Origin of the sequence: Streptomyces sp. NPDC058000 (assembly GCF_042886435.1) — a bacterium.
Taxonomy (GTDB): Bacteria; Actinomycetota; Actinomycetes; order Streptomycetales; family Streptomycetaceae; genus Streptomyces.
On sequence record NZ_JBHVQS010000014.1, the window covers coordinates 39,037 to 65,495 of the forward strand.

Sequence of the window (26,459 nt, forward strand, 5' to 3'; positions counted from 1 at the left end):
TATGCTACTGTGGGGGCGCACGGGGGGTGGGGGTGGGGGGGGTGGTGGGTACGGGGGGGGGTTGGGGGGTGGGGGGGGGGGCTTGTACTCCCAATAACTGTGGGGGGGGGGCGGCCGGGCCCCCCACCACGGTTCTTCGAGATCCGGATCTCATAGGGTGCCTTTCTTTGCATGGCTGATGCGGAGCTCAATGTCGCGGGAGGCGAGAGCACGCGGGTTCTTTGAACGCGCGTGGGTGGCCTCGTGATCTTTGGGAGCCGCAGCGTTGAATGCCGCTACGATGGGGATCTCCCATTTTCGCCGCGGAGAATTTCACCTGTGACGGTTATCCCCCAACAGCCTGTCAGCTGTTGGGAGTTGTACGCTGCAGTTCAGGGTTGGTATGCGGCACCTACCGCTGCGCCGCAGAACGGGGAACGTCTCGGCGCGCATTAAATCCTGAAGTTCCTGACGCAAGCAGGCTACTTGCTGTTTGCGTGGTCATGAAAGAGGCGTCTGAGCGGCCGAGCGGTGCCCCATGCGTGATCTTCACCTGATGCGCACAGATCTCACCCTGCACGGGGTCTCGTCGTCGACGCGCCATCGCGCACTCATTCCCGAAGAAAGCTTGAGGCGCGAACGGCCCAATTCCCGTCAGGGATGCGGAGTTTAGACCCAGCCCAGCAGGTGTCGCATCACACGACTATGCGGCAATGCGTGTCGGCCACCCACGATGATGGCAGAGGCGTGCGCAGCAGGCGTGTTGCGACGCTCTGGCTCTACTGGCGGGCTTGGCATTAGCGTCGATCATGGGACCCCCCGGGGCGAAAACGCGAAATAGCTTAATCGCAAGGGAGAACCGTCCTGGTGAACCCCCCGGTTCACGCGAGCCAGGACAGTCTCGCGACGAGCCAGGAACCTACACCACGAGACCAGCGCCACAAGGGGATAAAAAATACCCCGTGATCAGAACTCAGCCATGAGAGAACACAGAGTCACCGCTAACCCAGCACCCGCCGCCCCTACCGCGCTAATGCGACACATGCACCCACTGGACACGTGACAGCACGTAACGCTGTGGCGTGCGTCACGTCCGAGGGTGTCAATCCTCGCTCACTCGGCGCACGACATCTCCCCGCAGGGGGGAGCCGAGCGTGACGCAATGCTTGATATCGGACGGATTTCGACGTCATGTCACTCCGAGCGGCTCGAGAAGCGGCAAAGAGGGGCGGCGGAGCGCCACTCATCCCGACCTACGGTCGATGCAGGCCGGCATCGCACAGCCAGGCAGGCCGCGATTCTTGCAGGTGTCCGGACGTGGCTCGATCCCTAGTTGGGATTGCGCGGACTTCGGACCACGAGGTATCTCCTCGCACGTAAACCGAATCTTGAGGTTCCCGTTCCGGGTGCACGGGCCACTCCGAGTAGATTGTGCCGCTCACCCCGAAGGGAGGCGAACGAGCCAACCCAATCAAACGGAAATGCGCCCTCATTGCCTTGCCGAAGTCGGCTACACCGCACGTCAGCGATCCCATAGCGGCTTTACAACACCCTTGCACAGAGCGAACGATTCCAGCCGCGACCCACTAATCCCTACCGTGATCAGCGCCAAGGTAATTTATGGTGTGATCCGCCCCGACCATTCGTTGCAGGTCGTGGGCTGTCACAGGGCATCGAGGGATGAGCAGCACTCCGAAAGTGCTGCTGCCGGTTCTCTCTGCGCAAGGACGTGACCTTGCGCGTTGTTTGCCGTCGACGGTGAGGACACCCCGTCCGGTTGAACAGACAGGCGCCCAGCCATTCCAATCGATCAACAGAACCTGGGGGGACACGTGTCCGAAATGAGAACGACCGCGTTTCGAGCGCTCACCGCAGTGGCCACCGTAACGCTGCTCGGGATCACCGCGCCGCAAGCCTCGGCCGCAGATGGTTCCGTCGCAGACACGAAGGTGGCGCTCTCGCCGAAGGCCAGCAAGGAGACCCGCGCTATAGCCGTGGCCGAGCCCAAGGCCGCCCAAGCCGCAGCGAACCTGTGTGGCTCGGGCTATGAGTTGTGGATCGCTGAGCGCCTTCCGGATGCGTCACGTAAAGGGACGTTGTTCCTCTACAACAACAGCGACCTCACAGCTGCCTGCGCGATCTTCGACAACAACACCAACAGCGCGAAGTACATGAAGCTCAAGCTCTGCGAAAACCAGGTCAACCCGAAGTGCGCCGTGGACGAGGGCACCTTCTCCCAGTACGCCGGCCCGGTCCGGATCACGGGGAACTATGTGTTCTGCTCGAAGTTCACGGCCCTCATGAAGGACTCCGCCAGCGCTGGCTCCTACACCATCAACCGGCAGGACTACGCGACGCCGTGCAACTAACCAGGCAGCCGATAACTTCCTGCCACTGACGGGAAGTTCGGTGGCATCGAACGAGTTCCGCACCAGGTGTGGCGGTCTGTAAGGTGCCCAGACGCGTGTGGTGGCGGTGCGCCAGAACGTTGGTAGCACCGCCACCACCGATGGAACGGTTACCCGCTCGATGTCGATCGACGACCCCACCGAAGGCCAGGCCCACCATGCTCTCTTCCGCAATCGACTCCCACCCGCCGCGTCAGCGCATATCCGGCGCGAGTCGGGCTGTGGCACTCACAACTGTGGTGCTGGCCGTCGGCACGTTAGTTTTAGGGTGCAGCAGTAAGCACGCCGAGGCCGATCCTCCGGCTGACAACAGCCCCAGCGCGACAGCGTCAAGTACCGAATCCCCGTCCTCCGCCCCGCCCGCTTCAGCATCTGCCTCCCTGACACCTTCCGCTACCGCTGCCTCTGGTACGACCGGCGAGCGGGAACGGGCTGCCACCGACCCTGCCGGCCCCGGACGGCCAGCTCACCCGTCGGCGTCTCCATCCGGAGCAGACGACAAGAACTTCCAGCGAAGTGCCGTCGTCAAGGGCGACGTTACGGTCTACGCACCGATCCGCACGCGTGCTGGGCTCATGGTTCCAGTGGAGATCAAAAACAGCGGCCAGAACCGCGCCTTCTACCAGGTGGACATCCGCGTGCAAGGACCAGGTGGCTTTGACGCGACCGTCCACATCGACACCGACACCGTCGGCATCTATCCGGGCGGATCCTGGCCGGTCGAGCCGACCGCCAGCGACCCAGGAAAAGCGGTACCCGAGCATCCGCATGTAAGCATCGAGCGAGTAGCTCGGCGAGAAAGTCGTGGCTGAAAACGTTGCCGATCACGTAGGTGCCCCGCCCAATCAGGCGCCTACAACAGGCCCCGCAGCAGGCCCTGCACCGTAGCTCGCCGACCTCCAGTAAGCGGCCCGCGGTAGCCACCGCTTCGTAAGCGCCCTACGTCGGCTACCGGCCACACGGGAGAAGTCAGCTCAGCGTCCGCCTGCCACTTCATTTGAAGGCTCAGCGACCGTCCCGTTCGCCCGGCTGTCCGCGTGCGCAGGGTCATCTGGATGATGGCCACGTTGCAGATAGAACCTGCCGGCCTCACTGATCTCCGCGCGCACTCCCCTGCCAGTGCGCCTGGCCGTCAGCAGCCCACGGTCGCGCAGCGCGTACGCCGAGCCCCATTCGCCCGGCTCCCAGGCTCCGGGATTCTCACCGGCCGCGAGCCGGTCGAGTAGCGCGCGTTGCCATTCGTTCAGGGCGGACCAACGATGCACGGATACCACCCCACCCCGTGTCTCGGCCCCGTGCACAGAGCCGTCGGAGTGGTCGTGAGCGTGGGAGTTCCCTGGGACTTCTCTGGGACTTTCGGCCGGATCAATGGGCATCAGCGTGAAAGACCTGAAAGACCGTTCTTGCTGGTCAGCGACCCGCAACGGTCCATCGCAGCAGGTCACGGGACTGCCTGGTCTCTTCCGGGACATCTGACCGGCGGATGCCGCCGCACCCCGCTCGACCCGCGCGGACGCGGGACAGGAGGAGGTGCGGCGGCATCTGTGGGACTTCTCTGGGACTTTGAGCCCGGGCGGGGGCTCCGCACCGGTCGGGCTATCGGCTGGATCTCCATGTTTGGGCTCGGTACCGAATGTTCCGGCTACCGGCGCCCGTGGGCGGCTCACTCGTCAACGCGGTTCCGCCGCCCGCGATAAGGGGGCAAATCGCCCCTTCGGATCCAGGCGCGAAGGCCGCTCGGGCGACGATGCGGCACTGGTGAGCGAACGAGGCGTGGAGTTGCGAAATCGCCCTGGTAGTAGGCCAGTTGAGTTCTTGCCGTTGTCCAGGATCGCGCTGACAACCGTGTTGCCGCCCTCGTAACTTCGCCCCGTGACTATTTCTCCGCGCCCCATCGGGCGCCGTGGATTCCTGGGTTCCGCCGCCGCGCTCGGCGCCGGAGCGCTGACCGCGGGGGCGAGTCCCGCCGCGCTCGCCGGGCCCCGGGCGGCCGGTGCGGCCGATGACGTCAGCCATGACCTGGCCCGCAAGCTGCTGATGGTGGGCGACGACGGTGAAGACCTCAAGCTGCGCTACCTGAACATCCTCATCGACCGCGGACTGCCCAAGGCCGCCGAGTCGGCGAAGCCCAAGCACATTCTCATCGTCGGCGCCGGTATCGCCGGAATGGTGTCCGCTCTGCTGCTGAAGGAGGCCGGGCACCGGGTCACCCTCGTGGAGGCCAACGGCAATCGGGCCGGCGGCCGCATCAAGACCTTCAAGGGGGTGTTCTCCGACAAGTCGCTGCACGCCGAGGCGGGTGCCATGCGGCTGCCGGACTTCCACCCCATGGTGCTGGCGCTGGCCGACAAACTGCGGCTGAAGCGGCGCCTGTTCTACTACGCCGACGTGGCGCCCGGTGCCCGGCCCAGCGGCAAGGTGCCGCCGGTGGTCTACACCTCGTTCAACGGCCGGACCTGGACCAATGGCGAACCGACCTCCTTCCGTCCGCCGGAAGGAACTTCCCGCACCCTCATCCACGTCAACGGCACCCGGGTGACCCGGGGCGCCTACGCCCATTCGCCCGGTGGGATCAACCGGACCTTCGGCTCCTCGGCCACCAGCACCATGTCCGCCGCGCTGGACAAGGCGCTGAATGCGGTGACGGTCACCCAAGAGGGCCCCATCCAGAGCCAGATCGACGCCTGGTCCAAGGTCATCCATGAATTCGACGACTACTCCACGCATCGGTACCTGGTAGAGCGCGCCGGATGGAACCTGGCGGACATCCAGGCGGCGGGCACCCTGGAGAACGTCACCTCACGGCTGCACTACTCGCTGATTCCCACCCTGATCGACCGGTCGATCATCACGCCGTCCACCAGGTTCTGGGAGTTGGAGGGCGGCACGGCGATGCTGACGGAGGCACTGGCCGCCCGACTGAAGGGCGTCATCCATTTCAACCGGCGGATGACCCGGCTCACTCAGACCGCGGGCGGGGTGCGGATCGAGACCACGGCGGAATCGGGAACGGAGGAAACCTGCGACGGCGCGCCCGTCAACCCCCAGCAGGTCTTCGAGGGCGACTACGCCATCGTCACCGCACCGTTCTCGGCGGTGCGCTTCTGCGAATTCGAGCCCGCGCTCTCCTATCCCAAGCGGCGGGCCATCGCCGAACTCCACTACGACTCGGCCACCAAGGTGCTGCTGGAGTTCAAGAACCGCTTCTGGGAACGGGGCGAGCAAGGGTTCACCGGCGGGGGCTGCGTATCGGACTCCCCGAACCGCTTCACCTATTTCCCGTCCGTGGTGGAGGGAGCCCGCGGCGGTGTCGTCCTGGCCTCCTACACCTGGTCCGACGAGGCGATGCGCTGGGATTCGCTGACCGATGGGGAGCGATACGCCTTCGCCCTGGACAACCTCGCCCGGATGTTCGGCCCCCAGGTCCGCAAGGAGTTCACCGGCGTGGGCGCCACCCAGTCCTGGGCGCGGGCCCGTTACGCACTCGGCGAAGCGGTCATCTTCACCCCGGGACAACTGCATGAGCACCACCCGGCCACCCGCACCGTGGAGGGGCGCGTGCACTTCGCCGGAGAGCACACCAGCCTCAAGCCGGCCTGGATCGAGGGGGCGCTGGAAAGCGCAGTGCGGACCAGCCTGGAAATCCACCACCGCTGAACTGCGGCCGCACCTCGGGTAATTGGTGCATCACCAGGTACTCGAACCCCGGACCCGCTGATCAACCTCGAACTTTCGTAACGGCCTGTCGGTTTCTCCGGCAGGCCGTTTCCGCTGTCCAGGCCGGTGGTGAGCGCGGCAGCGGCCCCACTGCCCCCGGCACCCGCCAGACGGTCTCCCCCTCCCGACAGTGAAGCCCCACACCGAACTCATTCTGAAATGGCCGGCAAGAGGGTCGGGCAGCCCACCTATTTGATTCGACGGGTTGCTGCTGATTTTCCGGTGAGTTCGCAGTGCACATTGCTGGCCGCCATCCGGTGACTCACCTTCCGCGATCACCATGTCGGGACTTCACAGTTCCGCACAAACCAGCGGTACCGCATCGGGCAGTTGCCGATCCGCTTGATCGTCCGACGCGTGGGCGCCAGGATTTAGCTTCCCTAGATTTCGATCACCGCCGCAAAGATCATCTATTACCGGCGTCTCATCAACTTAAATGACTTGTCAAGGTGTTGTAACTCGCCGACTCCTGGACCGTTGTTCTGCATGACGGTACTCGCGCGATCAGAATCGGGTGCACAGATGGATGTCATGGAGCAGGTAAGCGAACTGATTTCTACGAACTTCGGCGCGTCACGTCAGGAGATCACTCCCGAAGCGACTCTGAGAAGCGTCGGTGTTGACTCCATGGCTCTGGAGGAGCTCAGGGTGATGCTGGAGAAGAGTCTCCAGATCGATCTGGACGAGGTCGAGTTGACGCCTGATCACAGTATCCAGAGTTTGCTGAGTACTGTTCGGTCTGTAGCAGCTGCATGAACGGTGGTTCTGTGCGGCATCCCTATCCAGTCGCGGTGACCGGCCTGGGACTGGTAACGGCGGCCGGCATCGGCGTTCGGGAAAACTGGCACCAAGTAACACGGTTCAGTGCGCCGTCAGGAGTCGGACATCCTGAGGAGCTGCAGGGACTTCCGAACGACTTCATGTATCTCGTTACCGGCGATGTCGCAAACGTCTTTGACGCGGCCGAGCGCCGACTGATGGATCGCTTCTCCCAGTTGGCGGTATTGGCCGCCCGCGAAGCGGTGGACGACGCTGGGCTGCGTCCGGAAAGCTGGCCGAAGGACCGGGTTGCCGTCATCGTCGGCACAGCCAACGGCGGGCTCCCCTTTCAAGGCGAACAACACCGCGTCTTGTTCGAGCGCGGTCCCAGCCGCGTCTCGCCGATGACCGCAGCACTGACTGCCGGCAACAACGGCGCAGCAAGTGTCTGCCGTGATCTGCAAGCCACTGGGCCGAGCTTCGGAATCAATACCACGTGCGCCTCAGGGACGGACGCAATCGGTATCGCTCGGGAGTTCCTGCGCACCGGGCTATGCGATATCGCCGTGGCCGGAGGAACGGAATCTTCGTGTTCGCGGCTTCTCGCGGCCAGCATGTGCAAAATAAAGGGCCTTTCCACGCGCCGACAGAGCCCGAATACCGCCTGCCGCCCCTTCGACGCCAGTCGCGACGGCTTCGTTCTCGGGGAGGGTGCCGGGATGCTCGTCCTGGAGCGCCCCGAGCATGCCCGGTGCCGTGGGGCGCAGGTACGCGCCCAGATCATCGGCTACGGCGCGTCCAACGACGCTTTTGCCCCCGTTGCCCCGCACCCTGACGCAGCCGGCGGCGAACGTGCTCTGCGCGCGGCGATGGCCGACGCCGATGTGTCCGGTGCCGACGTCGACCACGTCAACGCGCATGGAACATCGACGGTGGTGAATGACATTCTTGAGGGCGCGATGCTGCACCGCGTTCTGGGGGCCCACCCTCTTGTCACGTCGACCAAAGGCATGACCGGCCACACGTTGGGCGCGGCCGGCGCGATCGAAACCGTCTTTGCCGTCCTCGCCATGCAGCATCAATTGGTGCCGCCTACCGCCAACTTGGAAACGCCTGACCCTCAAATCCCCGTCGAGATCGTGCACAAGGAAGCTCGATCGGCGAAGCTGAACTGTGCAGCGAAAACATCACTGGGATTTGGGGGCCATAATTCAGCCCTCATCATCTCCCGTGGTTGATCTGCCACCTCGCTTTTACCATCACCCAAGGAGATCCATGGCCGCCGAATCGATCCGCGAACTCACCGTGGAGGGGCTGACGTGCAAGTACCGGGTGCTAGCGCAGCCTGATTGCCGGACGGAACCCATCCTCGTCCTGGGTGGCGCCTTGCAAGATAAATATGGGTGGCAGAATTTGGACGCCGCTCTCCAGTCCGTGGCAAGTCTCATCACCGTCGACTTGCCGGGTTCCGGAGAAGCCGACCCGCTACGCCCCGATCAGGGCATGGAAGTCGTGTACGCCGTCGTTGAACGGGTCTTGGATGACGTCGGGGCCGGCAGAGCCAACATCTTCGGCTATTCTTTCGGTTCCACGCTCGCGTTCACCTTTGCTCAGCACCACCCCGGTCGGGTTGCACGCTTGATGCTGGGTGGCGTGCCCGTCGAGATCAGTGACCACCAATTCGAGCTGTGGCGTCAAGCAGCGGAGCACATGGCGGCAGGGGACACGAAGGGATTCGTCGACCTCGCACTAAGACTTACCCTCTGTTACGACGAAAGCCGAACGGTCCGGCACCGCAAGTTGGTGCACCGCTATGTCAAGCGTCTGATGACACACGCCGTCACCCGCATCCCGCACGGTTTCAGTGTCTTGAACCGCACCACTGTGGAGACGGTGACACCCTCTGGCGGCCTGCGGGGCGTTCCCACGCTCGTTTTCTGCGGGGAGCATGACACCCTGTCCACGCCAGAACAGCAGCGTGCCTTTGCGGACACCATCGAAGGAAGCCATTTCGTCACCCTTACGGAATCGGACCACTGGGCCGCGCTGGAGCGTGCAGAGGATGTCACGGATCTGATGATTCGGTTCTTCACCGACCAGCCTCTCGACCGAGATGATTTCGCCCGCCCGCTGGAACGCGAGCCGCAAGTTGCGTCGACACCCTTTTAAAGATCGTTGGGCGGCGTACCGGTGCGCGTCCGGGCCGGGCCTCAACTGCCGGTCATAGCGGAGGCCGTGACGCCGTCGGTGAGGGCGCTGAGGAACTCGTCGACGGCGCGGTCGAGCCGCGGGGCGGTGTCCTCGGATATCCGGAGGAGGCCGTCCGGAGCGGGCTCAAGCGACCGGTCGAGGACGAAGGCGCCGCGTACGATCTGTCGGGCGCCCAGTGCGCAGAGCACCGGGCGCAGCGCGTAGTCGATCGCCAGGGCGTACGCGGTGCTGCCGCCGGTCATCAGCGGCAGCACCGTCTTCCCGGCCAGGCCCGTCCGGGGCAGCAGGTCCAGAAACGCCTTGAGCAGCCCGCTGTAGGCGCCCTGGTAGACGGGCGCGGCCACGACCAGCCCGGTCGCGGCCTCCACCGCGTCCAGGGACCGTCGCAGTGCGGGGCTCTCGGTCCGGCCGGCCAGCAGGTCCGCGGCCGGCAGGTCCCGCACCCGCAGGTGGGCCGTCGGAAAGCCGGCCAGTGACAGACGCCGTGCGAGGTGGCCGGTCAGCAGCGCCGTGCGCGAATGGGCGGACGGACTACCGGATACGGCGAGCAGGGACGTCATCTCAGGTTCCGGGGAGGGTGACGGACTGGCCGTGCCGGAAGAAGTTCCGCGGGTCCCACCTCTTCTTGGCCTGCTGGAGTCGGGGGTAGTTCTCCTTGTAGTAGAGGTCGTGCCACGGGACCGAGGAAGTGTTGAAACGGGGATCGCCGAGGTCGATGTCCGGATAGTTGACATAGCAGCCGTCGGTCACCTCCCCGGGCACCGGGACGCCGCCGGTGTCCGCGTAGACCTCGCCGTAGCAGTCCCGGGCCCAGCCGATGTAGGTGTCGTCGTCGGCCGGATCGTTCCAGAACGCCTGCCACAGCATCTTGAAGGCGGCGCGCCGGTGGGGGATCGCCGTGGCGGCCGGGTCGACGGCGTTGATGCGGCCGCCGTAGGACGTCAGCAGCACGTTGAGGTTCGGATTGTGGATGTCGTCGCGGGTGAGGTGCTTGTGGAGGGCCTCGATATGGCTGTCGGGGAAGGCCGCCCGCATGTAGGAGGACTTGTACTCGGCCCGTAGCGTGGGGTCGTTGAGCACGCCGTTGGTGGTGCCGAGCATCCGGACGGCGTGCAGCCAGGGCAGCGTGCGGGCCTGCGCGAACCGCGGGAGGGCGGGGAGTTCGCCCATGGCCGTGGTCATCGCTCCGGGGGCCGCGCTGACGCCGTCGCCCAGCTGCTTGAGGTAGTCGGAGAGGATCTGCCCGGCGTCCGGGGCCGCTGCGTCGACGATGGCCACCATGCCGATCTGCCCGGCCGACCGGTGGTTGAGCACCAACTGGCTGATCAGGGCGCGCTGCGGACTGTCCGGCGCGGAGTTGGCCACATGCCACTGCGCGTAGTTCTGTACCAGCCTGCCGAACTCTGCGCGGCTGAGCTCGTCCCACGACCAGCTCAGGGCGTTCACCAGCAGCTCGGTGGGCGGCCTCGGGAGCAGCCCGCGCGGGTCACGGCCGCTCGCCCCCGGGGAGCGGAACCAGTAGCGGGTGACGACGCCGAAGTTCCCACCGCCGCCTCCGGTATGGGCCCACCACAGGTCCCGGTGCGGATCGTCGTCCTCCCGGGTGGCGACGACGGCACGGGCGCGCCCGGAGGCGTCGACCACCACGACTTCGACCGCGTAGAGGTGGTCGACGACCAGACCGTGCATCCGGCACAGCGGTCCCCAGGCGCCTCCGCTCACATGGCCGCCCATGGCGACCGAATAACAGAATCCGGTGGGGGCGACGACTCCCCACCGTGGGTAAGTGGTCTGGAACGCCTGGAGGTTGGTGGCGCCCGACTCGATCGCGATGGCGTTGCGGACCGGGTCGTAGGAGATGTCGTGCATCCCGGACATGTCCAGGATCACCTGGACGTCCGGCTGGTAGACGAAATCCTCGTAGCAGTGTCCGCTCGACCGCACGCTCAGCCGTTTGCCCTGGCGCACGGCCTCCTGTACGACGCCGACCACCTGCTCGGTGGAGCGGGCCAGGCGTATCGCCTCCGGGGCGGCGGTGTAGCGCTGGTTGAGCCCGCTGACGAGGTCGGCGTACTGCCGGTCGGCCTTCGTCACCGAGACCGCCCGGGAGGGCCGGTGCCGGCCGGCCGACTCCGTGGCGGGCGCCTGCCCGCCGGGTGTTCCGGTCACTTCTGCTGTCATCCCTGTCACCTTCGTCCATGCGAAGAGCGGGCGTCCGCCCCCGTTGCCTTCACCGTCAGTCGCCGCGCAACGCCGGAATCACCTCGCGGGCGACGCGCTCGAACTCCTCGGCATGCCGCTCCCCCGGCCAGTCGAGGACGAATTCCGTCACACCGGCCTCGCCGAAGCGCTCGAAGATCTCCTCGTAGCCGTGCCGCCCTGCCCTCGGGTCCCACGGACCGAAGATCGTGTACCCCCGCCGGATGTCCGCCGGATCCCGTCCGGCGGCCGACGCCAGCCGGTCGATCCTCGTGTTCTGCTCCGCCGTGATGCGCAGCACCTCCTCGGCCGTCGCACCGGGCGGGCCGTGGGTGTTCCAGGCATCCGCGCGCTCGGCGGCCACCCGTACCAGGGTCGGGGACTGGCCGCCGACGGTGATCGGCAGGCGCGGGGACTGCCGCGACCCGGGCACGGTGATCACGTCGCGGGCCCACAGGCGGGTGCCGGCGTGGCTGAACGCCCCGCCGCGCAGTACGCCGTCCACGATGGCCACGTAATCCGCGAACCGCTGCACGCGCTCCCTGGGCGACCACGGCAGTTCGCCGACGCTGTGGTGGTCCCAGGGGAAGATGCCGGCCCCGATGCCCAGTTCGAACCGCCCGCCCGACAGGTGGTCGAGGGCGATCGCCTGCTTGGCCAACTGCGCGGGCGCGCGCAGGATCTGGTTCGCGACCAGCGTGCCGATTCTGATCCGCTCGGTGCTCAGCGCGGCCGTCGCGAGCACGGTCCAGCTGTCGAACCAGGTGTGGCGCGGGTCCCGTAGGTCGGCGCTGTGGTCGGGCAGGTAGACGTGGTCGAACCGCAGGTCCTCCAGCCGGCGGAGGCGTTCGGTCAGTACCGGGAAGGGCTGATCGGGATAGAGCATGACGCCGAATTTCACGGTGTGCAGCCTTTCTGTTCCGGCCGGGCGCGTTCCGCGGCGAGGGTGCGGTGTTCCAGGAAATCCGGCAGCGGGCGGGGATCGGGCACCGGGCACCACCCGTCCGGCGTGTTCCGGTAGGTCCAGCGTGGGCCGTGGGCCACCAGCTCCGTCAGGGCGGACAGCAGGCGATCCACATGCTCCGCCGTCGTCCCCAGGCCGATGCTGGCCCGCAGGGCCCGGCCCGGCTGGTGGCGGTGGACCCGGCACAGCAGCGCGCGCACGGCCTGATGGGCGCAGAACGCCCCGTCCCGTATGCCGATGCCGTGTTCCGCGGAGAGCGCCGTCGCGACCAGGCGCTGGTCCGCCGGTTCCCCGCCGCAGTGGGAGACGCCGAACGACACGACGCCGACCGCCGGTGAACCCGTTTCCCACATACCGAGCGGGCACACGCCGGGGATCCGCGCCAGTCCGTCCCGCAGCCTGGCCGCCAGGCCCCGTTCGTGTGCGGTGATCACGTCCCAGCCGGTGGCCGACAGCGCCTCGCCGGCAACCGCCATCGCGTATGCGCCGACCACGTTCGGGGAGCCCGCTTCGTGCCGGTGCGGCAGCCCGGACCACAGGACGGTCTCCCGCCCCTCCGCTTCGGCGACCCGCGCGCTCGCCCCGCCGCCGGCCAGGTACGGTTCCGCCCCGGCCAGCCAGTCGGACGCTCCCACCAAGGCGCCCGCGCCGAACGGCGCGTACATCTTGTGCCCGGACAGCGCCACCCAGTCCACCCCCCACGCGGCGATGTCCAGGGGGCCGTGCGCGGCCGACTGGGCGGCGTCCAGCACCGTGCGGGCACCGTGAGCGGCCGCCGCCTCGGCCAGTGCGGCCACCGGCCACAGCTCCCCGGTCACGTTGGACGCGCCGGTGATCACCACCAGCTTCGGGCCCCGAGGAGCGTCCGCGAGCGCCCCGGCCAGCAGGCCGACCGCCTGCCCCGGGCTGGCGGGCACCCCCAACCGGCACACCCGCGAACCACGCCAGGCCAGCAGCGCCGCATGGTGATCGGCGGCGAACCGGATCACCGTCGTGTGCGGCGGCAGCGCCCGCCCGAGGAGGTTCAGGGCGTCCGTGGTGTTGCGGGTGAAAAGCGCGGTCGCGCCGGGCGCGGCGCCCACGAAGCGCCGGACCGCGTCCCTGGCCCGTTCATAGGTCAGGGTGGCCACCCGGGACGTGAACCCGGTACCGCGGTGCACACTGCTGTACCAGGGGAGCAGCCGTTCCACCGCCTGACCCACCTCCACCAGGCAGGGGGTGCTCGCCGCGTGGTCGAGGTTGGCGTAGGGCACCCGTTGCCCGGTCACCAGCGGCACCGTCAGGCCGGAGCCGACGACCCGCGGAACGCGGTCCTGGAGGTGGGTGGGTCCGGTGGGCACGGGGTGTTCGGTCAGCATGTACCGCTCTCTCCTCCGTCAGTGGCCGGGTGTCCGGGTCACTGGGCGGTCCATCCGCCGTCCATGACCAATACGGAGCCGGTGAAGAAGCCCGCCTCGTCGCCGGCGAGGTAGGCCACCGCGGAGGCCGCCTCCTGCGGGCTGGCGATCCGGCCGAGCGGGTGCAGCCCGATGAACATCCGCTCCATCTCGGTGCTGCCGCCCACGGACGACCGGTACATGGGGGTGTCCACGGTGGCCAGGGCCAGGGCGTTGACGCGGATGTTCTGGGGCGCGTACTCCAGGGCAGCGGCCTTGCTGAGGCCGATGACGCCGTGCTTGCCGGCGACGTAGGCACTGATGCCGGCGCCGAAGCCCACCAGGCCCAGCTGGGAGGCGTTGTTGACGATCGTCCCGCCGCCGCGCCGCTCCATGGCCCGGATCTCGTGCCGCATGGAGAGGAAGACGCTGGTCAGCACCGTGCTGACATCGTCCGCCCAGACCGTTGGCGACTGCTCGGCGACCCGGCCCATGGTCCCCATCGCCCCGGCGTTGTTGAAGGCGATGTCCAGCCCGCCGAAGTGGTCCTCCGCGGCCCGCACCGCCGCCGCCACCTCCTCGTCGACCGTCACATCGGCCCGTACGGCCACCGCGTTCCCGCCGGTGTCCGCGATCTCGCCGGCGACCCGGTCGAGTTCCTTCCGGCGCCGGGCCGCCAGCACCACGGACGCTCCCTGGGCGGCGAGGGCCTTGGCCGCGGCCTCACCGATCCCGGAGCTGGCGCCGGTCACCAGGGCGACCTTGCCCCGCAGCCGGCCGGTGACCGCCGTTGCCTCCATGGCCGGCGTCCTGCTGTTTCCGTTCATCGGCCTCCCGGGCCGGCCGCATCGGGCCGGCCCTTCTCCTTCCTTGTCGGGTGTGTTCGATGTCCGTCGGCGAGTGACCGCCGGCGCGTGCGCGTCCGGCCGGGGTCAGCCGTCGGTGCCGCGGGCGACCGGCACGCCGATCAGTGAGCCGTACTCGGCCCAGGAGCCGTCGTAGTTCCGGACGTCCGGCCAGCCGAGCAACTCCCGCAGTACGAACCAGGAGTGCGCCGAGCGGGCGCCGACCCAGCAGTAGGTGATGGTGCCGCGGACCGGGTCCAGGCCGGAGTAGAGCGCCGCGAGTTCCTCGTCGCTCCGGAAGGTGCCGTCCTCGGCGACGACCGCCTCCCAGGGGAGGCTGACCGCACCGGGCACATGCCCGGACCGCTGCGCCACTTCGTGGGGGTTGTGACCGGGAGCGAACGCCTCGCCGGCGAATCCGGGGGCGAAGGCGAGACCGGCGTACTCCTCCGGGGCGCGCACGTCGAGGATGTTCCGGACCCCGATGCCGGCGATGACGTCGTCGCGCAGCGCACGGACCGAGGCGTCCTGCCCCGTGGCCCGGTACGTGCTCTGCGGGCGGTCCGGCACCTTCGTCGTCAGGGGGCGGCCGTCCAGCTCCCACTTGCGGCGTGCGCCGTCCAGCAGCTTCACGGACCGGTGCCCGTAGAGGGTGAAGTACCAGTAGGCCAGCGCGGCGAGCAGATTGGCGTCGGCGGAGAGGAGGACGAGGGTGTCCTCGTTGCGGATGCCCTTGTGCCGCATCAGCCGCTCGAACCCCTCCCGGCCGATGACGCCCAGCCGTAACTCGTCCTGGAATTCACTCCAGTTGATCCAGACGGTGCCCGGTATGTGCCCCTTGCGGTATGCGGTGTCGTCGTTGCCGGTCTCGACGAAGGCCACCCCGTCGGACCCGAGATGCTCTTCGGCCCATTCCCCCGTGACCAGGGCGGTTTCACGGCCCATGCTTCCTCCCGTGGTGACTGGCGTGCGGTGGGGCCGGCGGGCCCCGGGTGCGCGCGACCGGGGCCCGCCGGTGGCGCTCATGCCGACGAGGTTCCGGCCTCGACCGTCTTCTCCGGCGCGCCGGTCCGGGCGGTCGCGCGGTCCCGGTACCACGCGTAGCAGCTGAGCAGGATGCCCAGGACGGTGACGGCGGCGCTCGTCAGGTAGACGGACTTCAGGCCCAGTCCGCTGTCGATGACCCGGCCGCCGAGCCAGCCGGCGAGGGCGGCGGCAAGCTGGTAGGCGGAGGCGTTCACCGCGATGGCCAGGGTCGGGGCGGCGCTGGCGGTGTTCAGGACCCGGGTCTGCATCCCCGGGATCACCGAGAAGCCCATCGCGCCGATCAGGAACACCATCACCGCGGTCAGGACGGTGTTGCCGCTGACCGCCCACATGACCACCAGACCGGCGGTGAGCAGACCGAGCAGGCCGATCTGCGACGGCATCAGCGCCCGGTCGGACAGCCACCCGCCGGCGAAGTTGCCGACCGCGGCGCCCACGCCGTACACGAGCAGAAGGACGGCGACGGTGCCCGCCGCGAAACCGGTGAGGTCGGTGAGCAGCGGCGCGAAGTAGGTGAACACCATCAGCAGGCCCATATTGGCGACCGCGGTGATGACGATGGCCAGTTGCAGGCTGGGACTGCCGAAGACCCGCAGCTCGGCGACGGCGGACGTCCCGGGCGTGGAGCTCCCGACGCCCGGAACGAGCCGGAGCACCAGCAGCAGGCCCAGGAGGCAGACCGCGGAGATCGCGTAGAAGGTGGCCCGCCAGCCGAAGTGGTTGCCGATGAAGGTGCCGAGTGGCGCACCCAGCATCATCGACAGGTTCATCCCGAAGACGAGCTTGGAGACGGTGGATGCCTGTTTGCCCTCCGGCGCCGTCGAGGCCGCGATGACGATCGCGTTGGCGAAGAACGTGGCCGTCACCAGTGCGGTGACGATCCGCGCCACGAACAGCACGGAGTAGACAGGGGCCAGGCCCGACGCGAGGTTTCCGACGACCACGATCGCCAGGAGCGCCACGATGAGCGGCTTGCGTGCGAAGCGGGCGGTCAGTGAGGTCATCACCGGACCGCCGACGATCATCCCAATGGCATACGCCGTGACCAGCAGTCCCGCGGCGGGGATGGACACTTCCAGGTCATGTGCGATGTCCGGCAGGATGCCGGCGATGACGAACTCACCGGTCGTGATGCCGAACACGCACAGCATCAGGGTCATGAGCTTCAACGACATGGCGTCTCTTCTGTCAGGGGGATAGTTCTGCCGCTGTGCCGGATGAGACCGCTACGGGGTCGGCGGCGGTCCCGCGTAGCCGTACCCGTACCGGGAACCGAGCGCGATGATGTGTTCGAGATCGGGGCCGCCCACGTCCTCCGTGGGCAGGGTGAGCGCCCGCGCGTGCGGGATCTCGGCGTCCAGGAACAGGTCGAACTGCGGCCTGCGGTCGGGTTGCGGCGTCGAGTGGATGGTCAGGAAGCGGGCCTTCGGTGACGTCGTCACGAAGCCGTGCGGAATCGTCCGCGGGACGATCATCGTCGAGCCCGCCTCGGCGATCTGCTCCTCGTCGCCGCAGACCATGCGCAGGGTGCCGTCCAGGACGATGAAGATCTCGTCCTCGAAGTCGTGGACGTGCACCGGCGTGGTGTAGCCGCGGTTGCCCGTGTGCTGCACGACGGTGAAGGAGTCCCGGGTCGCCGAGCCGGGCACCCGTATCTGCGCCAGACCGCCGAGCAGCCAGACGGCGGTCTGCTCGGACTCGGGGATCAGCCGGCCCTTTTCGTCATAGGTCATGTCGGGGAGTGACATCGCTCTCCTTCCTCGTGAACTGGTCATTCGGTGCCGGACAGCGCCGCCGCCGGCCGCCCCTTCCGGCAGTCGGACACGAAGGACGCGACGCCTTCCGCGCTGGAGAGGGTGCGCCACATCGCGACCGGGTCGCGGAAGGCGCTGACGAAGGCATCGGCTATCCGCCGGTCCTCCGCGGCCTGGCCGAACAGCGCCGCCACATGCGGCTCGGGCTCGGCGAGGAAGGCGTTGCTCCACTCGACGACGTGCCGCGCGTGCTCCCAGAGCCGGGCGGAGGCGGACCGGCAGAACCCCTCGTCGAACGGCCCCCGGGCCGTCGAGATGAGCTCCGCCAGCGCGAAGGCGGTGTGCGATCCCAGGTTGGCGCCCTGTGCGGTGAGCGGATCGTTGGTGATCCAGGCGTCTCCGATGGCCAGCGCGCAGCGGCCGTCACCGAGCCGCGCCCAGCCGCGGCGGACCACCGGGGTGATCCCGCCCTGGGCCACCTCGCCCGGTGCGATGAGCGAGAAGTCGCTGGTGTCGATGCGCTCACGGAGCGACGGGGCGTACGCCGCGACGCGATCCAGCACCTCGCGGTGGAAAGCCCCCGGGTCGGCCTCGGCGTCCATATGGCTGACCGCCTCCAGCGGACCTCCCGGCACCGCCTCGAAGGCGAGCACGTCCGCCCGCCCGGCCGGGGAGTAGAAGGGAAGCCGCAGGATTTCCCCCACCCCCGGCAGGAAGTGGATGTCGAGCGAGTGCGGCACCGCCTCGTCGATGCCGAAGTAGAGTCCGCTGCACAGGACGCGCTGCGGAGTGGTGTGCGGTGACCGTTCCGGCGCCGCCGGGAACAGCTCCCGCATCGAGTGGCTGCCGTTCGCCACCACCGTCAGGTCGTGCCGCCGCGCGACGTCCTCGACCGCGGGCTCGCCCACCACCAGCGCACCGCCGCGGTCGACGAACTCGCCCACCAGATGCGGCAGGTAGAGGCGGAAGTCGACCACGCTGGAGGGTGGGGTGAGCCGGGCGGGGAACGCGAGCACCGGGCCTGCGGTGTGCACGGTGACCGCCCAGTGGTGCACCTGCGCGTCGGGGAAGTCCCAGGCGGACACCCCCAGCAGGCGCTCGCGCTCCTGGGTGGGGGCGAACCTCGCCGGGAAGTTCCGGGGCCTGCCAGACTTGAGCCCTTCGATGTCCCGCGCCGAGTAGACGGTCGCCGCTATCCCCAACTGCTGTAAACGTAAGGCAAGTTGTATGCCGGAGATACCGGACCCGATGATGCCGATGTCCGTCATGCCGGCCCGCCTTCGGCAGAGGATTCCGACCGCAGCCGTTCGGCGAGCCATCCGACGGACTCGACCGTGAACCCGGCGGCCTCCGGGGAGGCCAGTGCCGAGGCCGGGATCAGCATGGGGTGCCGCATACCGGCGTCGAGGAGTTCCCGGATCCGCTTCAGCACCGTCTCCCGGCTCCCCACGACGACCTGCGCGGCCACCAGCTCGTCCGGGATCGCCGCCATGGCACGCTCGACCTCGGCACGGGTCAGACGGTGCGGCAGCAGCTCCGCCAGCCCCCGGTAGTCGTCACCGAAGGGGTGCGCGACCCCGTGCGCCCGCCAGCTTTCCGCGCCGGCGTGCAGGGCGAGAAACCGGATCGGCTTGGCGCGCAGCAGGGCGTGGGCCGCGGCATCGGTCTCGGCCACCACGATGGGCACCCCGCCGGCGGCGACGATGCCATCGGGGTCACGGCCCGCCGCGACGGCCGCCGAGCGCACCACGGCCAGCCGCCGGGCGTACTCGTCGGGGGTCATCAGCTCGGAGGGAAGCCACCCGTCGGCGTAGCGGCCGGCGAGCCCGAGCATCCGATCGCGGTTGCCGCCCAGCCAGATGCGCGGGATCCGGCCCTTCGGCGGCGCCAGGCCCATGAGCGCCTGGTCCAGGGTGAAGAACTCCCCGCGGAAGTCGTGCGGCCCCTCACCGTCGAAGAACATCCGCAGGATCCGCAGTGCCTCCTCGACCCGGCTCACCTTGCGGTCGTGCGGCACACCGTACGGCCGGAGGTTCTCCGCCGCCCCCGCACCGATCCCGAGCACCGGCGCCCGCTCGGTGAGCTGGGCGAGGGTGAGGGCGGTCTGCGCCAGCACGGCAGGGTGCCGGCGGTTGGGGTCGGTGACTCCGATCGCGAGCCGGACGGGCCCGGCCCGGTGCGCGAAATCGCCCAGCACGGTGGCGAAGTCCAGGCACCGGTCGGGGGTCGGCATCGCCGCCGCCAGATAGCTGAAATCGGTGTCCCATGCCTGCCGGGGAAAGACGTTGATCAGGTGGTCGAACACCAGGAAGGTGTCCAGTCCGGCGTTGCGTGCGACCTCCAGGAGGCCCCGGCCGCCCGCGATGTCCCCGACGGCGTCCCAGACCAGGCCGACGTTGACGCTCATACCCCGCTCCTCACTGACTGCGCCTGCGCGATGAACTCCTCGGTCAAGTCCATCCGGCTGACGGCCCGCCACATAGCCTCTGGTCGGTCAAGGTTGGCGATGAAGGCGTCCGCCACCCGCTGGTCGCCCGCGGCCGCGGCCAGGAGCGTGGCCACCTGTGGCGGCGGCTCACCGATGAACAGGTTCGTCCAGTCCACGACGGGCCGGGCGGTGGTCCACATCCGCTCCGAGACGGCGCGGCAGAACTCCCCGTCGTACGGCCCCTGGTGTGCCCGGAGCTCGTCCGCGAGCTGGAAGGCCAGCGCCGAGCCGAGGTTGGCTCCCTGGGCCGTCAACGGGTCGTTGGCGATCCAGGCGTCGCCGACCGCCAGCGCGAAGGCGCCCCGGCCCAGCTCGTACCAGCCGTGCCGGACGACCGGCACGACGGCGCCCCGCAGCATGTCCACCGGCCGGGCGAGAGTGAACTCCCGCGCGTCGACGCGTTCCCTGAGCAGGGGCGCGTGCCGCGTGATCAGTTCCAGGACGTCCCGGGTGAACCGCTCGGGATCGTCGCGGTGGTCGCCGCCGACGACTGCGTCGAACGGGCCGGCCGGCACCGCCTCGACGAGCACGACGGTCACCTGCCCCATGAACGAGTGGTACGCCGGGGCATGGATCTCGCCCGCCCCCGGGACCATGTGCATGGTCATCCCCGGCGGATCGGCCGGCCGGATTCCGTGGAAGAGCCCGCCCGCCAGATGGCGCGGTGCGGTGAGGTGCGGCGAGCGGGCCGGGTCGCGACCGAAGGTGTCGGTGAGCGCCCCACGGCCGGCGGCGACGACCAGGAGGTCATGGCTCCCGGCCAGCGCGGCCAGCTGCTTCCGGTCCGCGGGGCGGCCGTGCACCACCTCACCGCCACGCTCCGCGTACGTCTCCAGCAGCGTGGCGAGGTACATCCGGAAATCCACGGAGCTCGCCGGCTGCGGAAGCCTGCCTCGGAAGGAGAGCCCGCCGGGGCCCTCGACACTCATGTGCATCCATGCGTTGTCGTAGGCGCTGGACAGCCACCGGGTGATGCCGAGGGCCTCTTCCCGCCTCCTGGTGGAGTCGAAACGGGTGACGAAGTTCAGCGGCGGCCCGCCGCGTATGCCGTCCGGCCCCTGGTCCGTGTACAACGTGGCGTCGATACCCAGCTGTTGCAGCCGAAGCGCCAGGTGCAGGCCGGAGATTCCGGCACCCACAATGCCAATGCTCATTCTTTCGCTCCACCTGTGCGGGGACGGGAACAGGTCATACGGACGACCTCAGATGACCTCGACTCTCTGGAGATGCCGGTTGGTCGGGCCGGTGAACGCATTGCGGCCGTGGACGAGTGAGTAGTTGTCGGCGATCACGATGTCTCCGGCCCGCCAGTCGTGCGCGTAGCAGTACTCGGGCTGATGCAGCCGCTCTGCCATGGCGGCGAGGAAATCCCCGGACTCCGCCTCACCGAATCCATCGACCCGGACGTGCACCGGGTTCTTGTAGACCGCGGGGTCCAGGGGCTCGGCGAAGCGGAGCACCGGCACACCGGTTGCCGGATGCTGGGCGATGAGCCGCTCGGTGACCTGTCCACCGTAATGCGCCAGCTTTTCGGTGGAATAGGTGAGACTCATGCCCTGCCACTGCTGCCGGAGTTCGGAGTCGGCGTCCCGGTAGACCGCGGTGGTGTCCGAGAAGACGGTTTCACCGCCGGCGCCCGGAGTGGCGTCCAGGCACTGGAAGAAGAAGAACCGCGGGTTGGCCTCCACGAAGGCACCGTCCCAGTGGAACGGCACGTCACCGCTGGCGAACAGGTAGTTCTTCGGGTTGTCCTCGACCACCAGGTCGATGACCTCACCGGGTTCCCACTTCAGTAACTCGCCCCAGAGGCGACAGTAGTCGGCGAATTCCTGCTTCGCCATGCGGTCGAAGCCGCGCAGCACCAGCACACGTGACTCCTCGGTCCACCGGGCGAGCTTCTCGACCGGGATATCCACGACCTTCGCCGGACCGGCGGATTCCACGGTGCGGCCGAAGGGCCGGAGCGGAGTATGGACCAACGCACTGTGCGATGTCGTCGGAACCGACATGTCACGAAACCCTTTCCAGTGTGGTCGCAGAGAGATGGGGCGCTACGAAGTGACTGGGGCGGCCGTCCCGCCACACGACCGTGGCATGGAGCTTCTCGGCGTCCCAGCGCTTGACGAGGGAACAGGTCACACCGTCGTCCAGCACCACACCGTGCCAGGGCGTCAGCCAGCCGTCCCTGGTCCGCATGAGCTGGAGGCCGAATTTCTCGGAGTGCGGGGGCTGCGGATGTATGGACAGACGTATCGCCCGGGGGAATTTCCCGGCGACCAGCCGGCTCCACGCATTGCTGCGGAGGATGGTCTGATACGCCGTCTCCTTCGAGTCGTTGCGCAGTTTCGTCCGGGACGCCTCGCCGCCCCGGCGGGCCACCGCGTCCTCGAACATGAAACGGTGTATCCCGTTGAACAGCGCTCGCGTGCTCTTGTCGGTGCGGACCTTCTCCTTCAACTCGTCGAGGGTGGCGGAGTACTCGTCCTCAAGCACTTTTCGCATCTCCGCGTAGTCCATGGAGCCCAGTGCGTCATCGAGTCCGAACATGTCGATCGAGGACCAACGGGACGTTCTGATCATTTCCGTCAGTGAATCCCGGTACTCGGTCACCGTGGTGTCGGAAACCCCGACCACATCACCGAAGACATGGCCGTCCGAGCAGATCGTGACCCGGGCACCCGGGCGGTAGAAGTGGCCCACGTAGTCACACAACGACTGCAGGAACCCCAACGCGATGCGCTCACCGAGATCCGGAAGCACACCGAGCACCTTGCTCTGGTTCGGCGATTTCGCCGGGAAGGCGGGCACCACGAAGTGGATCGGCTCGTCCCGTTCGATGAAGTGCTCGATCTTTTCCCGGTGCATCTCGGAACACGCCACACACGGTTCGCCGCCAGCGGCGTCGTCGGACTTGTCGGTCAGTGACTCGTCGATACGCCGATATCGGTACAGGAGTTCCAGGACTCTCTGGGACGCCCGCGTCGAAGTCCACGCCACTTCCATCGTCTTGTCGTTCAACGTTCCTCCGAGAGGTGTGAATGTGCTCGTTTCCCGCCTGACCGCAGTCCGGGTTCCGGGCGGGGGCCAATGTGGCCAGCACTCTCCGGAGGGCTGCATTCCAGCATCCCCCGTAACAACTTCTGCCTACTTGCTACTTGCCCCGTGCGTAAAACCCTGCACAAGGAGGGCGGACGTACCCCCAGGCGCTTCCACCGCTCCCCGCACGATGCGCAGTTCGCCGCTGCTTCCGGCGGTCCAGACGCAGGGATTCCGCTGCACCGACGGATATTTTGCGCTGCAACGGAATCTCCCGTGTCTCGATTTGACGCCCGCTCCCGGGTGAAAGTGGCCGAGAGCGCTTCCGCATGCGTGCGGGCGGATTTAGGCAGGAGGCCAGGAGGAAGGGAGTCGTGGTCGATGTGAGACGCCCTGTCACTCAGCGGCATTGTTCCCCCGCAGCACGCTGAAGTGCAGTCAGCTTCCCGCTGGAGCAAGGCCCTACGCAAGGGGCCATCGATTACCATGCCTGATGGATGACGGCGTGCCGTCCATTGATCAATGGGAGGTAATCGTCCATGGCTGGTGCCGATGATCCGACGGTCCAGCAGCTGCGATCGCTGCTGACGCTGGCCGAGGAACTCCATTTCGGTCGGGCGGCGGCACGGCTTTACCTCACCCAGCCCGCCCTCAGCCTCCAGATCCGGGCGCTGGAACGCCGGCTGGGCGTCCAGCTGTTCGCCCGCACGAGCCGGCGGGTGGAGGTCACCCCGGTGGGCCGGGCGCTGCTGCCGCTGGTGCGGAACGTCGTGGGAGCGACGGACGAACTGCGCGACGCGGCGCTGTCCTCGTCGACCGGGGGCGACGGTCTCAGGCTCCGGTTGGGGCTGACGGACTGCGCTACCGCGCTCGCCTCCACCCGCCGTGTGATCGCCGCCCTCACCACCCTGCACCTCGGCCTGGAAATCGACTTCCGCGTGGTGGACCTGGTCGAGCAGGCGACCGGTCTGACGACCGGCCAGATCGATGCGGCCTTCGTCTACCTGCCGGTGCCCGAGGACTTTCACGCCCAGCCGCTCACCACCGAGGCGCGCGTGGTGTGCTTATCGAGCACGGACCCGCTGGCACAGCGCTCCTCGGTGTGCCTCGCGGACCTCTCCGACCTTCCCATGGTGGGTCTGACACCGGAGGTGTCCCGGGCCGGGCGGGACTTCTGGGCTGTGGACCCGCGGCCGGACGGGACCCCTGTTCGCTATACGGAACACAAGGTCTCCCGCGTCGAATCCCTCCTGTCCGCAGTGTCGTTCGACGGTGCGCGGGCCTTCCTCCCGGCCGTCGCGGCCGAGCTCTATCCGCGGCCGGACATCCGCTACCTTCCCGTGGCCGACCTGGTGCCGTGCACGTTTGCCGTCGCCTGGCCGTCGGCGGGCCGCGATGCCCCACAGATCGCCCTCCTTGAGGAGGTCTGCCGCAACCTGTGCGACGAAGGGCTTCCCGCCGGCAAGCCCTGACCGCGGTGTCGGCCGCGGCACCCAGGCGGGTCGCGTCGCAAACGCGTCTCCCCCACCGTGCTGCGCCTGTGCGACTGCCCTTCCACCCCTTGTCCACCAAGGCACCGGAGCGCGTCTGCGGCATCGATCAGCCTTTCCTCGCCGGCTACCCGCACGGCCTGGCGAGCGACAAGATCACAGCGGTCCTGCCCCCGCAGCCCGGTTCGTACCGCGTCGAGCCGAGTCGAGCCGATTCGAGCCGAGTCGAGCCGCGCCGAACTGCGCCGAACTGCGCCGAACTGCACGGAGACGCGGCTGCGGAAGGACGCCTGAGACCGGAGAACGGCACCACCTGTGAGCGATGAGTCCTTTCCCCGCTTCGGCTCGTAGCTACAGACGAGGGAGCCGTTTCCGATCCGTTGGCCGATACCCCCGCCGGCTGCGAAGCGCACGGGCTTGGCCTCCACCGGCGTGGGCGCACCGTCGGCGTCGCCGAGGAGTGGTCCAGCCAGTACGCCGGACCACTCCTCGGGCTCGTCGGCACGACCGTCTCCCGTGCCACGAGCACCAACCGCGACTCATCCACCGGGCGCTCCTGCCCGGCCGGTGTCCAACGGGAGGACCTTCGCCGTGGGCGCAGCCGGGTCCCGCACGGGCCGCCCGTCCGGTAGGAGCCGCAGCGGGGATCCGGTGACCGCCCCGCCGACGGCTCTGGGTACGCGCTCAGCCACCCACGGCTGATGCCACCGCGTCCCGCAGGATGCCGAGGCCCTCGGCCAGTTCTTCGTCCGTGGACGTCAGGGGCGGCATGAGCTTCACCACCTCGTCGCGGGAGCCCGACGTCTCCACCAGGAGCCCGCGGGCGAATGCCGCGTCAGCGACCTGCCTGGCCATCCGCGACTCCCGGAAGTCCAGGCCCCACACCAGGCCACGGCCACGCAACGCCGCTATGTCCGCGGTGTGCCGATCGGCGAGCTCGCCCAGCGTCTCCTCGAACAGGACGCCCCGCTCCTCGGTCTGCTTCTCCAGGGTGCTGTCCGCCCAGAACTCCCGCAGGGCGGCGGCTGCCGTCACGAATGCCGGGTTGTTGCCGCGGAACGTGCCGTTGTGCTCGCCCGGCTGCCACACGTCCAACTCGGTGTGGAAGAGCGTGAGGGACATCGGCAGGCCGTATCCGCTGATGGACTTGGACAGGCAGACGATGTCCGGGGTGATCCCGGCGGCCTCGAAGCTGAAGAAGGGGCCCGTGCGGCCGCAGCCCATCTGGATGTCGTCGATGATCAAGAGGATGCCTCGGCGGCTGCACAGCTCCGCGAGGTCGGCGAGCCAGGCCGCGCCGGCCGGGTTGACGCCGCCCTCGCCCTGCACGGTCTCCACGATGACGGCTGCGGGGAGGTCCAAGCCGCTGCTGCTGTCGGCGAGCATGCTGTCCAGCAGCTGGAGCCCGGACACCTGGTCTCCGGAGAACCCGTCGTAGGGGATGCGCCAGGTGTGTCCGAGCGGAATGCCGGCACCCGCGCGCTTGGCGGCGTTTCCCGTGACGGCCAGTGAACCCAGCGACATGCCGTGGAAGGCGCCGGTGAAGGCGACGATCGTCTGACGTCCCGTCACCTTGCGGGCCAGCTTGAGCGCGGCCTCCACGCTGTTGGTACCGGTGGGACCGGGGAACTGCACCCGGTAGTCCAGTCCGCGAGGACCGAGCACCCGCGCCGCGAACTCGGTGAGGAAGTCCTCCTTGGCGGCGGTCAGCATGTCCAGGCTGTGGGCAACCCCGTCCTGCTCCAGGTAGTCGAGCAACGCCCGTTTGAGTACGGGGTGGTTGTGACCGTAGTTCAGGGCGCTGGCACCGGCGAAGAAGTCCAGATAGGCGCGGCCGTCGCGATCGAACATGCGGCTGCCGCGCGCCTGGTGGAACACCACCGGCCAGTTCCGGCAGTAGCTGCGGACCTCGGACTCAATTGTGGGGGCGATCATGATGTCTCCTCGGAGAGGGGGGGTGGATAAGGAAGGCGTGGTGAACGGAGAGGGCGCGCCGGGTTGGTCATCGCCGTCGTGGGCGTTGGCGGCGCGGGGCGGGGGTGTGCGGGCGTACGGGCCGGTCGCGGTGATCAGCGGCACGGCTGCGCACGCCGGCCGGGCGAACCGGTGGTTCAGGCCCGGGGCGAAGCCGCCAGTCGCTGGGCCCACCGACGTGCCCACCGACTGGCACGGGCCCGGCAAGGACG

The 26,459-nt window shown here is 68.2% G+C and carries 21 protein-coding genes; 7 read left to right on the forward strand and 14 right to left on the reverse strand.

All coding sequences use genetic code 11. The features are described 5' to 3' along the window. The first annotated feature begins 1,820 nt into the window (after window positions 1–1,820). The 6 genes from ACFVT2_RS16815 to ACFVT2_RS16840 all read left to right on the forward strand — a co-directional run bounded on the left by ACFVT2_RS16815 (window position 1,821) and on the right by ACFVT2_RS16840 (window position 9,032). Window positions 1,821–2,348: a hypothetical protein gene (locus tag ACFVT2_RS16815; protein WP_390017916.1), complete on the forward strand. Its 528-nt coding sequence runs from the start codon at window positions 1,821–1,823 to the stop codon at window positions 2,346–2,348. 614 nt (window positions 2,349–2,962) lie between these two features. Further along, window positions 2,963–3,199 (forward strand): hypothetical protein, encoded by a 237-nt coding sequence (locus ACFVT2_RS16820; protein ID WP_390017918.1) that lies wholly within the window; start codon window positions 2,963–2,965, stop codon window positions 3,197–3,199. Between the two features lie 1,060 nt (window positions 3,200–4,259). Further along, window positions 4,260–6,044: a flavin monoamine oxidase family protein gene (locus ACFVT2_RS16825; RefSeq protein ID WP_390017921.1), complete on the forward strand. Its 1,785-nt coding sequence runs from the start codon at window positions 4,260–4,262 to the stop codon at window positions 6,042–6,044. Between the two features lie 546 nt (window positions 6,045–6,590). Next, window positions 6,591–6,860 carry an acyl carrier protein gene (locus ACFVT2_RS16830; protein ID WP_390017924.1) on the forward strand — a complete coding sequence of 90 codons (270 nt, stop codon included), beginning with the start codon at window positions 6,591–6,593 and terminating at the stop codon, window positions 6,858–6,860. Next, complete coding sequence (locus tag ACFVT2_RS16835) at window positions 6,857–8,101, forward strand: beta-ketoacyl-[acyl-carrier-protein] synthase family protein (protein ID WP_390017927.1); 1,245 nt, start codon at window positions 6,857–6,859, stop codon at window positions 8,099–8,101. The genes ACFVT2_RS16830 and ACFVT2_RS16835 overlap by 4 nt, the downstream gene beginning before the upstream one ends. Before the next feature lie 37 nt (window positions 8,102–8,138). Beyond that, the gene (locus ACFVT2_RS16840; RefSeq protein ID WP_390017930.1) at window positions 8,139–9,032 is read left to right on the forward strand and encodes an alpha/beta fold hydrolase; all 894 of its coding nucleotides are present in this window, start codon (window positions 8,139–8,141) and stop codon (window positions 9,030–9,032) included. A gap of 41 nt (window positions 9,033–9,073) precedes the next feature. Here the strand turns inward: ACFVT2_RS16840 and ssuE are convergent, their stop codons facing one another. The 13 genes from ssuE to ACFVT2_RS16905 all read right to left on the reverse strand — a co-directional run bounded on the left by ssuE (window position 9,074) and on the right by ACFVT2_RS16905 (window position 22,765). Further along, a complete protein-coding gene (gene ssuE / locus ACFVT2_RS16845) occupies window positions 9,074–9,634 on the reverse strand; it encodes an NADPH-dependent FMN reductase (protein ID WP_390017932.1) in 561 nt (186 codons plus the stop codon). Window position 9,635: 1 nt separating this feature from the next. Beyond that, window positions 9,636–11,255, reverse strand: coding sequence for an FAD-binding oxidoreductase (locus ACFVT2_RS16850; protein ID WP_390017934.1), 1,620 nt, complete (start codon window positions 11,253–11,255; stop codon window positions 9,636–9,638). 55 nt (window positions 11,256–11,310) lie between these two features. Further along, entirely contained in the window at window positions 11,311–12,159 is an 849-nt protein-coding gene (locus tag ACFVT2_RS16855) for an LLM class flavin-dependent oxidoreductase (protein WP_390017937.1), read from the reverse strand. A gap of 11 nt (window positions 12,160–12,170) precedes the next feature. Further along, window positions 12,171–13,595, reverse strand: a complete 1,425-nt coding sequence (locus ACFVT2_RS16860) for an aminotransferase class V-fold PLP-dependent enzyme (RefSeq protein WP_390017940.1) — start codon at window positions 13,593–13,595, stop codon at window positions 12,171–12,173. Between the two features lie 38 nt (window positions 13,596–13,633). Beyond that, complete coding sequence (locus tag ACFVT2_RS16865; protein WP_390017943.1) at window positions 13,634–14,413, reverse strand: SDR family oxidoreductase; 780 nt, start codon at window positions 14,411–14,413, stop codon at window positions 13,634–13,636. 132 nt (window positions 14,414–14,545) lie between these two features. Next, entirely contained in the window at window positions 14,546–15,403 is an 858-nt protein-coding gene (locus tag ACFVT2_RS16870; RefSeq protein WP_390017946.1) for a sulfurtransferase, read from the reverse strand. Between the two features lie 77 nt (window positions 15,404–15,480). Further along, window positions 15,481–16,680: an MFS transporter gene (locus ACFVT2_RS16875; RefSeq protein ID WP_390017948.1), complete on the reverse strand. Its 1,200-nt coding sequence runs from the start codon at window positions 16,678–16,680 to the stop codon at window positions 15,481–15,483. Window positions 16,681–16,731: 51 nt separating this feature from the next. Continuing rightward, entirely contained in the window at window positions 16,732–17,253 is a 522-nt protein-coding gene (locus tag ACFVT2_RS16880; protein WP_390017951.1) for a cupin domain-containing protein, read from the reverse strand. 23 nt (window positions 17,254–17,276) lie between these two features. Further along, on the reverse strand, window positions 17,277–18,527 hold the full coding sequence (locus ACFVT2_RS16885; protein WP_390017953.1) for a styrene monooxygenase/indole monooxygenase family protein: 1,251 nt from the start codon (window positions 18,525–18,527) through the stop codon (window positions 17,277–17,279). After that, complete coding sequence (locus tag ACFVT2_RS16890; protein WP_390017956.1) at window positions 18,524–19,666, reverse strand: LLM class flavin-dependent oxidoreductase; 1,143 nt, start codon at window positions 19,664–19,666, stop codon at window positions 18,524–18,526. Before ACFVT2_RS16890 ends, ACFVT2_RS16885 begins: the two co-directional genes overlap by 4 nt. Next, the gene (locus ACFVT2_RS16895) at window positions 19,663–20,901 is read right to left on the reverse strand and encodes a styrene monooxygenase/indole monooxygenase family protein (RefSeq protein ID WP_390017959.1); all 1,239 of its coding nucleotides are present in this window, start codon (window positions 20,899–20,901) and stop codon (window positions 19,663–19,665) included. Before ACFVT2_RS16895 ends, ACFVT2_RS16890 begins: the two co-directional genes overlap by 4 nt. A gap of 48 nt (window positions 20,902–20,949) precedes the next feature. Next, the gene (locus tag ACFVT2_RS16900; protein WP_390017961.1) at window positions 20,950–21,663 is read right to left on the reverse strand and encodes a TauD/TfdA dioxygenase family protein; all 714 of its coding nucleotides are present in this window, start codon (window positions 21,661–21,663) and stop codon (window positions 20,950–20,952) included. A 94-nt stretch (window positions 21,664–21,757) separates the two neighbouring features. Then, window positions 21,758–22,765 carry an L-tyrosine/L-tryptophan isonitrile synthase family protein gene (locus ACFVT2_RS16905; protein ID WP_390017963.1) on the reverse strand — a complete coding sequence of 336 codons (1,008 nt, stop codon included), beginning with the start codon at window positions 22,763–22,765 and terminating at the stop codon, window positions 21,758–21,760. A gap of 557 nt (window positions 22,766–23,322) precedes the next feature. Here ACFVT2_RS16905 and ACFVT2_RS16910 point away from each other — a divergent pair. Next, window positions 23,323–24,255: a LysR family transcriptional regulator gene (locus tag ACFVT2_RS16910; protein ID WP_390017965.1), complete on the forward strand. Its 933-nt coding sequence runs from the start codon at window positions 23,323–23,325 to the stop codon at window positions 24,253–24,255. 702 nt (window positions 24,256–24,957) lie between these two features. Here the strand turns inward: ACFVT2_RS16910 and ectB are convergent. Further along, window positions 24,958–26,208, reverse strand: a complete 1,251-nt coding sequence (gene ectB, locus ACFVT2_RS16915) for a diaminobutyrate--2-oxoglutarate transaminase (protein WP_390017967.1) — start codon at window positions 26,206–26,208, stop codon at window positions 24,958–24,960. Window positions 26,209–26,459: the final 251 nt, after the last annotated feature.